Consider the following 10,939-nt stretch of genomic DNA (forward strand, 5'->3'; position numbering starts at 1 on the left):
CCCTAGGCGGGCAGCGAGGACGTAATTTTAGCCTTGGCGGGCGGTTGCATGCGCAGGGCCGCCTGGGCCTCGCTGGCTTCTTTGACCAGCCGCATGCGTTGTTTGTCGACCAGGTCTTGCAAAGAGACCGAGTCGAGGTATTCGACCATTTTGCGGTTGAGGGTTGTCCAGAGTTCGTGCGTCATGCACTTGCTGGACTGGCCGCTGCGGCCCACGTTGCAGTCTTCTTTGCCGCCACAGCTGGTGGCATCGAGGGGCTCGTCTACGGCGAAGATGATGTCGGCGACGGTAATGTTGCGAGCCAGGCGGGCCAGGGTGTAGCCGCCGCCGGGACCGCGCACACTGTCGACGAGTTCGTGGCGGCGCAGCTTGCCGAACAACTGCTCGAGATATGAAAGCGAGATGTTCTGGCGCTGGCTGATGGCTGCGAGCGTGACGGGGCCGCTTTGCTGACGCAAAGCCAGGTCTATCATGGCAGTGACTGCAAAACGCCCCTTGGTGGTCAAACGCATGGTTGTTCCTTGCCTGCTACGAGTTGCGGCCGGCGGCGGTGCGCCCGCCAATACCCGACCAATTAAGTCAAGTATAGCAAATTCCCGACTGATTTGATAGGGTATGCGCCCATAAAAAAACCGTGCTGGATGCGCGGTTTTTTTACCGTGAAGCCATGGCCCTGCGGGGAATCAGGCCGCCTGGTACTGGGTGACACGCTTGCGCACGACCTCGAGCACGCCCTGACAGGCATCTTCGAGGTAGTCGAGCACCTTGGAGAAGCCTTCGACGCCGCCGTAGTAAGGATCGGGCACCGTGGCTTCTTCGAACTCGTTGGCAAAGCGCATGAGCAGCATGAGCTTGTGATGGTAGACCTTGGGGCACTGCTGTTGCAGTGCAGAAAGATTTTCCCAGTCCATGGCCAGGATCAGGTCGTACTCGCGAAAATCTTCGGGCTTGACCTGACGGGCGACACAATGGGAAATGTCGTAGCCGCGCTTGCGCGCAGCCGCCTGCGCACGGGCGTCGGGGGATTCGCCCAAGTGGAAAGTGTGAGTGGCGGCGGAATCGACCTGGACGACACCGGACAGACCGGCTTCGTCGATCATATGGCGAAAAACGCCCTCTGCGCTGGGTGAGCGGCAGATATTACCCATGCAAACGAAAAGTACCTTAGTCATCATAGGTCAAATTGTGAGGGAAAACCCGCAATAAGGCAATAGATTCCGCTAGGCCATTCAACCGGCGACATGTCTGTTGACAAGCAAAAAATCTCGCGGAAATAAGGCCTTACAAGCGCCCTGCGAGTTGGTGGAGGACAGTCCTGAAATCGGGCAAATCACGGCTTTATGCGGTGCAGCAAAGATTCGGCGGCATATGCTTATGACAGAGTGATGAACACCGCATAAGGTTCCCGAGGAAAATTTCAGGCCCTGCGGCTCGGCTTGTCCCGCACTGGCTTGCGTTGCAATGCAGCATCACTTGACGGCGGTCCGTCAATTTCTGTTGGAAAAGTGCAACGAAAAGTATTTGGCCGAACTTAGACGCCCCTACCCTTGCATTCCGGAGCGCAGCAGCGAAAGCTGGAACTTGGATATTTCGGAGGGCAGCTCGGCGTTCTCAGCTTAAGAGGGCCTGCTGCTTGAGGCGGTTCAGCGCGTCGCGCGCCGCGGCGGCCTGCTCGAACTCCAGGTTGCGGGCATGGTCGGTCATGGCCTTTTCGAGACGCCGGATTTCGCGTGCCAGCAGTTTGTCGTCGGCCAGGATCTCGGGTGCCACTCCGGTATCGGCCGGAGCCTGGGCCGGAGCCAGAACACCGTCGATCAGCTCGCGCACCGCCTTGCTGACGCCCCGGGCCGTAATGCCGTGGTGTTCGTTGAACTCGAGCTGCTTGGCCCGGCGGCGCTCGGTCTCGCCGATGGCTCGGTGCATGGAATCGGTGATGCGATCGGCATACAGTATGGCCTGGCCGTTGAGGTTGCGCGCGGCGCGGCCGATGGTCTGGATGAGGCTGCGTTCGGACCGCAGGAAACCCTCTTTGTCGGCATCCAGAATGGCCACCAGGGAAACCTCGGGTATGTCCAGCCCCTCGCGCAGCAGGTTGATGCCCACCAACACGTCGAAGGTGCCCAGGCGCAGGTCGCGCAGTATCTCTACCCTTTCCACCGTGTCGATGTCAGAGTGCAGATAGCGCACCTTCAGGCCGTTTTCGCCCAAGTAGTCGGTAAGGTCTTCGGCCATGCGCTTGGTCAGCGTGGTGACCAGCACCCTTTCGTGCTTGGCCACGCGCAGCTTGATCTCGCCCAGCAGGTCGTCCACCTGGGTAACGGCCGGCCGCACCTCGACCCGGGGGTCGACCAGGCCAGTGGGCCGCACGACCTGCTCGACCACGTTGTCGGCGTGCTCTTTCTCGTAATTGGCGGGCGTGGCCGACACAAAGACAGTCTGGCGCATGCGCTGCTCGAACTCCTCCATCTTGAGGGGCCGGTTGTCGAGCGCCGAAGGAAGGCGAAAGCCGTAGGTGACCAGGGTTTCTTTGCGCGAACGGTCGCCCTTGTACATGGCGCCCAGCTGGCCCATGGTGACGTGGCTTTCATCGATGAACATCAGGGCGTCGGCCGGCAGATAGTCGATGAGGGTGGGCGGTGGCTCGCCCGGCGCGGCGCCCGACAGGTGGCGCGAGTAGTTCTCGATGCCCTTGCAAAAGCCCAGTTCTTGCAGCATTTCAAGATCGAAGCGGGTGCGCTGCTCGAGCCGCTGGGCCTCGACCAGCTTGTTCTCGGCCATGAAAAAGGCCAGGCGGTCGCGCAGCTCGTCCTTGATGGTTTCGATGGCCCTCAATACGGTTTCGCGCGGCGTCACATAGTGCGAGCGCGGGAACACGGTAAAGCGCAGCACTTTCTGGCGAATCTTGCCGGTAAGGGGGTCGAACAGCTCGAGCGATTCGACCTCGTCGTCGAACAGCGTAATGCGCACCGCCAGTTCGGCGTGTTCGGCCGGAAACACGTCTATGGTTTCGCCGCGTGCGCGGAAGGTGCCGCGCGCAAACTCGACGTCGTTGCGCTCGTACTGCATGGCCACCAACCGGGCCAGCAGCTCTTGCCGGGGAATGGAATCGCCCGTGCGCAGCGTAAGCACCATGGCGTGGTAGTCGCCCGGGTTGCCTATGCCGTAGATGCACGAGACCGAGCCCACGATGATGGTGTCGCGGCGCTCGAGCAGGCTTTTGGTGGCCGAAAGGCGCATCTGCTCGATGTGCTCGTTGATGGAGGAATCCTTTTCGATGAAAAGGTCGCGCGCCGCCACGTAGGCCTCGGGCTGGTAGTAGTCGTAGTACGAGACAAAGTACTCGACCGCATTGCGCGGAAAGAACTCGCGGAATTCGGCATACAGCTGCGCCGCCAGCGTCTTGTTGGGGGCCAGCACGATGGCCGGCCGCCCGGTCTGGGCAATGACGTTGGCCATGGTGTAGGTCTTGCCCGAACCGGTAACGCCCAGCAGGGTCTGGAACATCAGGCCGTCGTTGATGCCCTCTACCAGCGCATCGATGGCCACGGGCTGGTCGCCCGCCGGCGGATACGGCTGGTAGAGCTCGAAGGGGCTGTTCGGATACTGTATGAATCCGGGGGCTTTCAATGTGGCTGCCATGCAAAAAAGAGGGGGCGCTAAGGCCGGGTTTGGTGGACAGTGCTAGGGTTAACCCCTTATTATCTCACTATTGCAGTTCATTTATTGCACATTCACCCCTCTCCTTCCCCATCCAACATGACCTCTCTTTTCGATGCTGTCGAACTCGCTCCCCGCGACCCCATTCTTGGCCTGAACGAACAATACAACTCAGATACCCGTCCCCAGAAAGTCAATCTGGGCGTGGGCGTGTATTACAACGACGAGGGACGAATTCCGCTGCTCCGCGCTGTGCGCCAGGCAGAGGTTCAACGCATCGAAGCCGCCGCCGCGCGCGGCTATCTGCCCATCGACGGCCTGGCCGCATACAACAAGGCGGCGCAGGTCCTGCTGCTGGGCGAAGGCTCCGAAGTCATCGCTTCCGGCCGCGCCCTTACGGCCCAGGCCCTGGGCGGCACCGGTGCGCTCAAGATCGGCGCCGACTTCCTGCGCCAGCTGCTGCCGCAGTCCAAGGTGGCCATCAGCAACCCCAGCTGGGAAAACCACCGCGCCCTGTTCGAACGCGCCGGCTTTACCGTCGAAACCTATCCTTACTACGACCCGGCCACCCACGGCCTTGATTTCGACGGCATGCTGGCCGGCCTCAAGGCCCTGCCCGCCAAGACCGTCGTGGTATTGCATGCCTGCTGCCACAACCCCACCGGCGTCGACCCCACCTTCGAGCAATGGCAGCAGATCGCCCAAGCCGTCAAAGAAGGCGACCTGGTGCCCTTCCTTGACATCGCCTACCAGGGCTTCGGCGAAGGCCTGGAAGAAGACGCCTCGGTGGTGCGCCTGTTCGCCTCGCTCGATCTCACCATGCTGATCAGCTCGTCGTTCTCGAAATCGTTCTCGCTGTACGGCGAGCGTGTAGGCGCCCTGACCCTGGTCACCTCGTCGCAAGATGAAAGCGCGCGCGTCCTCAGCCAGCTCAAGCGGATCATCCGCACCAACTACTCCAACCCGCCCACCCATGGCGGCACGGTGGTGTCCACGGTGCTCAACACGCCCGAACTGCACGGCCTGTGGGCTGAGGAACTGGCCCAGATGCGCGACCGCATTCGCGCGGTGCGCACCCAGCTGGTCGAAAAGCTCAAGGCCCGCAACGTGGCCCAGGATTTCGATTTCGTGCTGGCCCAGCGCGGCATGTTCTCGTATTCGGGCCTTAGCGCCGAGCAGGTCGAGCGGCTGCGCGTCGAGCACGGCGTGTATGCGGTCAGCAGCGGCCGCATCTGCGTCGCGGCGCTCAACAGCGGCAACATCGACTACGTGGCCAACGCCATCGCGCAAGTGCTGTAAGCCTTCGGGCGGCGCCGGCCCTTTGCGGCCGCGCCGCGCCAGGCCATGCGCGCACAATCAAGCCGGCCGGGCGACAAGCCCCGCCGGCTTGATTTTTTTCCTGAACTAAAGCAGAATGCTCTTGACTGTACAAAAACACAGGTTATAACGCGCAATGGCTACCAAGCTTACCGAACGCCAGCAACAGATCCTCGATCTCATTCGCAGCGACATCGCGCGTACCGGCTTTCCGCCCACGCGCGCCGAAATCGCGCGCGCCCTGGGCTTTCGTTCGGCCAACGCCGCCGAAGACCATCTGCGCGCCCTGGCCCGCAAGGGCGCCATCGAGCTCACCGCCGGCGCCTCGCGCGGCATCCGCCTGCTCGAATCCCAGCCCGAATCCCCTTCGCCCTCGCCTGTCGTCGCGCTGGCGCATATGCTGCTGCCCATCGTGGGCCGGGTGGCTGCGGGCAGCCCCATCTTGGCGGCCGAACACGTAGAACGCGAAATCGGCGTCGAACCCTCGCTGTTCACCCAGGCGCCTGATTACCTCTTGCGCGTGCGCGGCCTCAGCATGCGCGACGCCGGCATCCTCGACGGCGACCTGCTGGCCGTCAAAAAGGCGGCCGAGGCCCGCAATGGCCAAATCGTCGTTGCGCGCCTGGGCGACGAAGTCACCGTCAAGCGCCTGCAGCGCTCGGGCGGCACCCTGCAGCTCCTGCCCGAAAACCCCGATTTCCAGCCCATCGTCGTTACCGCACAAGACGACTTCTCTCTTGAAGGCATCGCGGTGGGCCTCATCCGCAATACGCCGCTGCAGTAATCCGCCGCGTTTTTCGGCAAGCGCGGGGCCTTCGCGCAAGCGTCGGGGCCGTACCGGGAAAATTTTCTTCGTCGCCATCCGGGGCATGCGGGGCCTCGACGGGCTCCCACCGCCCCAATGCTTATCGGCCCTGATACTGCGGCCGGCGCTTTTCCAGAAAGGCGTTCATGCCTTCGTTCTTGTCCTGGCTGGCAAACAGCAGCTGCACCGCCTTGCGCTCCAGCGCAAGGGCGGCCCCCAGCGGCGCGTCGGCGCCGTGCAGTATTACCTCTTTGATCTGCTGCAGGGCCACGGGGGGCATTCTTGAAAGCTGCTGCGCCAGTTCAAGGCTGTGCGTCATCACCTGCTCGTCGTCCACCACCTTGCTTACGAGCCCCATGGCATAGGCCTCGTCGGCCGAGACCAGGTGGCCGCTCATGCACAGGTACATGGCCTGGAACTTGCCGATGGCGCGGGTAAGCCTTTGGGTGCCGCCGGCGCCCGGCATAATGCCCACCTTCACCTCGGGCTGGCCGAAGCGCGCACTGCGCCCGGCGATGATGATGTCGGTGTTCATGGCCAGTTCCAGGCCGCCGCCCAGGGCGTAGCCGCTAACGGCCGAAATGACCGGCACGGGGCACTCGGCCACCGCCGCCCACAGGCGCTCGGTGTGGCGGTGGTACATCTGCATGGCATCGATGCGCGACATGTCTTCGATGTCGGCGCCCGCGGCGAAACACTCTTCGTTTCCGGTAAGCACCACGCAGCGCAGTTCGTCTTCGTCGGCAAAGGCGCGGAACACGTGCGCAAGCTCTTTGCGGATGCCCAGGTCGAGCGCATTGCGCACGTGCGGGCGGTTCAGGCGCACCACGGCCACGGCGGGGCTGATGCGTTCGAGCAGCACCAGCGGCCCTTGCTGGCGCGGGTCGTCTTGCATGCCCTGCTGCGAACCGGCTGGGTGGGAATCGGCTTGCGAGCCTTGCCGTGAACCGGGACGGGCACCGCCCGGCGAGCCATTCTGCGGCGAAACGTGATCTTCCGACATATGTCTACCCCGCCCTACAAGGGACTGTCTTTGCTGAAATCGGGCCGCCTCTTCTCGCGCAGCGAGGCCAGGCCTTCCTGCACGTCGGGGCCCTTGAAACCCAGGAATTCCAGCGCCAGCGAAGTGTCGAAGGTGGGGCCCGCCATGCGCAGCCAGTTGTTCAGCGCATACTTGGTCCAGCGCAGTGCGCTGGGCGACCCGGCCGCCAGCCGGCGCGCCACGTCGAGCGACTTGTCGTGCAGCTCGCCGGCATCGACGCACAGCGACACCAGCCCGATGCGCTCGGCCTCTTCGCCGCTGACCGCCTCGCACAGCATCAGGTAGTACTTGGCCTTGGCCATGCCGCACAACAGTGGCCAGACCACGGCCGCGTGATCGCCCGCTGCCACGCCCAGGCGCGTATGGCCGTCGATGATGCGCGCATCGCGCGCCGCGATGGAGATGTCGGCCAGCAGGCCGGCAACCAGCCCGGCGCCCACGGCGGGGCCGTCCATGGCCGATACCAGGGGCTTGGAGCAATTGATAAGGTTGTAGACCAGGTCGCGCGCTTCTTTCCAGACACGGGTCAGCACGTCGAAGTCTTGCGTCATGTCGCGCACGAGGTCAAGATCGCCGCCCGAGGAAAACGCCCCTTCGGAGCCGCGTATGATGGCCGCCCGCACGCGCGGGTCGGCATCGATGTCGCGCCAGACGCGCACCAGCTCGCCGTGCATGACATGGTCGGCCGAATTGAGCCGGCCCGGGTTGGTCATGGTAATGCGCAGCACGCCGTCGCTGGGCCAGTCGAACTGCAGGCGCTGATAGGAATCGTAAGGGTCGGTCATGGCTATATCTTCTTTTCTCGGTCGGCCCAGTATTTGTCGCGAAGCAGATTCTTCTGGATCTTCCCGATGGGCGTCTTGGGAAAATCACTGACGAACTTGATGAGGCGGGGACGCTTGAAGCGCGCGAGCTTTTTTTCGCAGTGCGCGACGATGGCTTCTTCACTAAGCTCGGCCCCCTCGCGCAGCAGCACATAGGCCGCGGGCACTTCGCCCCATTTGTCGTCGGGTATGCCGAACACCGCGCATTCGGCCACGGCATCGAGCTCGTAGATGGCGTCCTCGATTTCTTTGGGGTATACGTTTTCGCCGCCCGAGATCATCATGTCCTTGGCGCGGTCGACCAGGAAGATGAAGCCGTCCTCATCGCGAATGGCCAGATCGCCGGTAAGGGCCCAGCCGTTTCTCCAGAAGGCGGCGGTTTGCTCGGGCTCGTTGTAGTATTCGATCATCACGTTGTCGCCACGCGAGGCGATCTCGCCGATTTCGCCCGGCCCCACGGGCTGGCCCTGCGGGTCGACCAGCGCAACGTCGACGTTATAGGCCTGCCGCCCCACCGAGCCGAGCTTGTCGCGCACATACCAGGAACGCAGCGACGTCAGCACGCCCAGTTCAGATTGCCCGTATATCTGCGTCATGGCCACATCGGGAAGATGCTGCAGCATTTCCTTCTGCACCCAGTCGGGCATGGGCGCCCCGGCAAATGAAACCTTGCGCCACGAGGCATACCGGGCGGGATCGAAGCCCTTGTCGCTGACCACCATCGAAATCTGGGTGGGCACCATGAAGGCGGCCGTCATGCCGGTTTCTTCGACCATGTCGCCAAAGGCCTCGGGGCTCCATTTGGTCAGGAAGGTGCTGGTGGCACCCACCAGCACCGCCGGCTGGAACATAATGTTCAGGGCCGCCACATGGAACAGCGGCGTAACGATGCCGACCACGTCGCGCTCGTCCAGCGCCTCTTCCATGGCCACGGTGTGCGCCGTGATGTAACGGTTGAGATGGCTGCACAGCACGCCCTTGGGCCGCCCCGTGGTGCCGCCGGTGTAGGTCATGCAGAAAGGGTCTTCGGGCTTCAGGCCCAGGTCGGGGTAGTCCTGGCTTTCGTTCTGATGAAAAGCCTCGAAAGCAAGATCGCCGCCCGCTTCGCCTATGCGCACGAAGCGCTTCAGCATGGGCGGCCGCCCGCGCACCGCGTCGACCTTCTCCTGGAATACGTCCTCGTAGAACAAGGTGGTGACATCGGCCTTTTCAAGCACATAGGCCAGCTCGTCGGCCTGGTAGAGTGTGGAGATGTTCACCAGCACGGCACCCGAGCGCGCCGCGCCAAAAAAGACAATGGCGTATTCGATGCGGTTTCTGCACAGCATGCCCACCTTTTCGCCCTTGGCGATGCCGGCGTTGATCAGGGCATGGGCCAGGCGGTTGGCGGCCAGGTCGAGCTCGCGGTACGAGATCGACTGGTCCTGCCACAGCACGGCGGGTTTGGAGGGAAAGCGTTCCGCGGAACGCCGCAGCATATCGCCTGCGAGCATTGAATCGTCTCCTGGTGTTCTGGTTTCGAAGAAAGCGCCAGGCATGGGCGGCCTTCGATTTGTACATACAGTCCAATCTTAATATGATTGCGCAGAAAACCTTTCCGCCAGGCAAAAATCAAGAGAGCCATGAAACCCAACAAGGAAGACCGCCAGTTCGTCGACGCACTGGCACGCGGGCTGGCCATACTGGAATGCCTCTCGCGGGTACAAAAGCCCCTGGGCAACGGCGAAATCGCCAGGCTGGTCACCCTGCCGCCCTCCACCGTAAGCCGCCTTACCTACACGCTGACCGAGCTGGGCTATCTACGCCGTTCAGAACTGGGACGCACCTACGAGCTGACACCCAAGAACCTGACCCTGGGCTACCCCCTGCTGGCGGGCATGGAATTGCGCGACCGCCTGCGGCCGCACCTGAAGTCGATCAGCGAACGCACCGGCCACACCGTGGCGCTGGCGATCCGGGACGGCCTGCACATGTGCTTCGTGGACGTGGCCCAGGGCGCCGACCCGAACGCCATCCGCCTGGCCACCGGCGGCCGCCTGCGCATGAGCGTGTCGGCAGCGGGCATCGCCACCCTGGCGGCAATGCCCGAACGCAAGCGCTGGTCCCTCCTGAACCGGCTGCGCAGCGAACTGCAGCAGCGTGGTGAAAGCGGCGAGCAGTTCGAGCAGGCGCTGCAGGCATGCTTCCGGCTGGGCTATGCGGTGGTAAGGAATGTGTGGCAGGAAGGAATCGGGGGTATTTCGGTACCGATCCAGTGGAAGGAGACGCTGGCGGCGTTGACGATGCCGATTCCCACTGTGGTGGTCAGCAAGCACGACATGTACCACGAGCTGGCGCCTGTATTGCTGGCGGCGGCCGAGGAAATCGGCCGGGCCCGGATCGAACCGGTTGAATGACGGGGTCCTTGCCCCCCGGCCGTTCCGTCACTTTTTCGGGTGCTGGTACTTGCGCTGCTTTCGGGCTTGACCGTGGGGGTGTTGGCTTCTGCACCGTTCCTGTGCTTGGCTGCAAGGGTGTTGGCTCTTGAATCGTTCCCGCGCTTGGCTGTGAGGATGCTGGTTCTTGAGTCGTGGCTGTGCTTGGCTGTGAGGATGCTGGTTTTAAACCCGTTCCTGCGCTGCAGGGCATGTCTGAGCCGGACGGAGGTAGTCGTCCCTTCGGGCCCGCCTGTCCGCATCGTCCGGGCCTTCGCCCTCCCTTCTGCGGCGCCTGGCTCGACCGCCAACGCCCGGCCCAGACATACCCCGGCTCACAGGAACTGCGCCAACTCAGATAAACGGCCCTCGTGCGAGGCACGTAGTACGTAGCGCGTAAAGCTCACTGCACAGTGGAAGATCGCTGCAGGAGGGTGAATGGTGGTCGGCTCCATATTCCGATGCCCAGGGCATGGCGCCCAATGAGCCGGGTGCTGCTGAGATGCCGCTGCAAGATAGACAATGCCACACAGTACAGACCGACGTCGGGCAGAAAAATTTGGCGCCCCCACCCTAGATGCTCTTGAACGCCACAATTTGAGACAGCAAGAGGCGTGATGCGGGGTAAGTATTTTGGGCGACGTTGAGCGAGCCGAGCACCCTGTCGTTTTTGGGGATGCAAGCCCGCAACTGTTCGAGCGGCACGCTTGGCGGACCACTGGCCCGCCGCCGCGAGGTGTGCCCAGCATGGGCCTACTCTAGTGGGTGCAAGTCCCACCACAAGGTGATCACTGCAAGTGAAGTGAAGCGCAACTGCATGAGGGCGACCGAGTGTGGGGAGGAAGCGTCTAGCGAATCTGCGAGCCGATGAATAAAAACC

General features: G+C 62.9%; 9 protein-coding genes. 3 read left to right on the forward strand and 6 right to left on the reverse strand.

The annotated features are described in order from the left end of the window. Positions 1-2 precede the first annotated feature (2 nt). The 3 genes from iscR to uvrB form a co-directional block, all read right to left on the reverse strand. Complete coding sequence (iscR, locus tag C7440_RS18905) at positions 3-512, reverse strand: Fe-S cluster assembly transcriptional regulator IscR (RefSeq protein WP_116519556.1); 510 nt, start codon at positions 510-512, stop codon at positions 3-5. Positions 513-683: 171 nt separating this feature from the next. Beyond that, the gene (locus tag C7440_RS18910) at positions 684-1,175 is read right to left on the reverse strand and encodes a low molecular weight protein-tyrosine-phosphatase (RefSeq protein WP_116519557.1); all 492 of its coding nucleotides are present in this window, start codon (positions 1,173-1,175) and stop codon (positions 684-686) included. Between the two features lie 436 nt (positions 1,176-1,611). Further along, positions 1,612-3,627, reverse strand: coding sequence for an excinuclease ABC subunit UvrB (uvrB, locus tag C7440_RS18915; RefSeq protein WP_116519558.1), 2,016 nt, complete (start codon positions 3,625-3,627; stop codon positions 1,612-1,614). A gap of 129 nt (positions 3,628-3,756) precedes the next feature. Between uvrB and C7440_RS18920 the strand changes: the two genes are divergently transcribed. Further along, complete coding sequence (locus tag C7440_RS18920) at positions 3,757-4,956, forward strand: amino acid aminotransferase (protein ID WP_017525143.1); 1,200 nt, start codon at positions 3,757-3,759, stop codon at positions 4,954-4,956. 154 nt (positions 4,957-5,110) lie between these two features. After that, positions 5,111-5,758, forward strand: a complete 648-nt coding sequence (lexA, locus tag C7440_RS18925; protein ID WP_026068075.1) for a transcriptional repressor LexA — start codon at positions 5,111-5,113, stop codon at positions 5,756-5,758. 121 nt (positions 5,759-5,879) lie between these two features. Here the strand turns inward: lexA and C7440_RS18930 are convergent, their stop codons facing one another. From C7440_RS18930 to C7440_RS18940, 3 genes are read right to left on the reverse strand one after another with little or no spacing between them, the layout of a single operon-like run. After that, on the reverse strand, positions 5,880-6,782 hold the full coding sequence (locus C7440_RS18930) for an enoyl-CoA hydratase-related protein (protein WP_243410977.1): 903 nt from the start codon (positions 6,780-6,782) through the stop codon (positions 5,880-5,882). Positions 6,783-6,796: 14 nt separating this feature from the next. Further along, the gene (locus C7440_RS18935; protein ID WP_017525141.1) at positions 6,797-7,606 is read right to left on the reverse strand and encodes an enoyl-CoA hydratase/isomerase family protein; all 810 of its coding nucleotides are present in this window, start codon (positions 7,604-7,606) and stop codon (positions 6,797-6,799) included. Between the two features lie 2 nt (positions 7,607-7,608). Then, positions 7,609-9,138 carry a class I adenylate-forming enzyme family protein gene (locus C7440_RS18940; RefSeq protein ID WP_116519559.1) on the reverse strand — a complete coding sequence of 510 codons (1,530 nt, stop codon included), beginning with the start codon at positions 9,136-9,138 and terminating at the stop codon, positions 7,609-7,611. Between the two features lie 129 nt (positions 9,139-9,267). On the opposite strand from C7440_RS18940, the gene C7440_RS18945 reads away from it, so the two are divergent. Next, the gene (locus tag C7440_RS18945; protein WP_116519560.1) at positions 9,268-10,041 is read left to right on the forward strand and encodes an IclR family transcriptional regulator; all 774 of its coding nucleotides are present in this window, start codon (positions 9,268-9,270) and stop codon (positions 10,039-10,041) included. The last annotated feature ends 898 nt before the right edge of the window (positions 10,042-10,939 follow it).

The organism is Pusillimonas noertemannii (assembly GCF_003096595.1).
Taxonomy (GTDB): Bacteria; Pseudomonadota; Gammaproteobacteria; order Burkholderiales; family Burkholderiaceae_B; genus Pusillimonas; species Pusillimonas noertemannii.

Excerpts from the sequence above, each read along its gene's own strand:
- iscR (WP_116519556.1), bottom strand. The coding sequence starts at position 512 with ATGCGTTTGACCACCAAGGGGCGTTTTGCAGTCACTGCCATGATAGAC.
- C7440_RS18910 (WP_116519557.1), bottom strand. The coding sequence starts at position 1,175 with ATGATGACTAAGGTACTTTTCGTTTGCATGGGTAATATCTGCCGCTCA.
- C7440_RS18920 (WP_017525143.1), top strand. The coding sequence starts at position 3,757 with ATGACCTCTCTTTTCGATGCTGTCGAACTCGCTCCCCGCGACCCCATT.
- lexA (WP_026068075.1), top strand. The coding sequence starts at position 5,111 with ATGGCTACCAAGCTTACCGAACGCCAGCAACAGATCCTCGATCTCATT.
- C7440_RS18930 (WP_243410977.1), bottom strand. The coding sequence starts at position 6,782 with ATGTCGGAAGATCACGTTTCGCCGCAGAATGGCTCGCCGGGCGGTGCC.
- C7440_RS18935 (WP_017525141.1), bottom strand. The coding sequence starts at position 7,606 with ATGACCGACCCTTACGATTCCTATCAGCGCCTGCAGTTCGACTGGCCC.
- C7440_RS18940 (WP_116519559.1), bottom strand. The coding sequence starts at position 9,138 with ATGCTCGCAGGCGATATGCTGCGGCGTTCCGCGGAACGCTTTCCCTCC.
- C7440_RS18945 (WP_116519560.1), top strand. The coding sequence starts at position 9,268 with ATGAAACCCAACAAGGAAGACCGCCAGTTCGTCGACGCACTGGCACGC.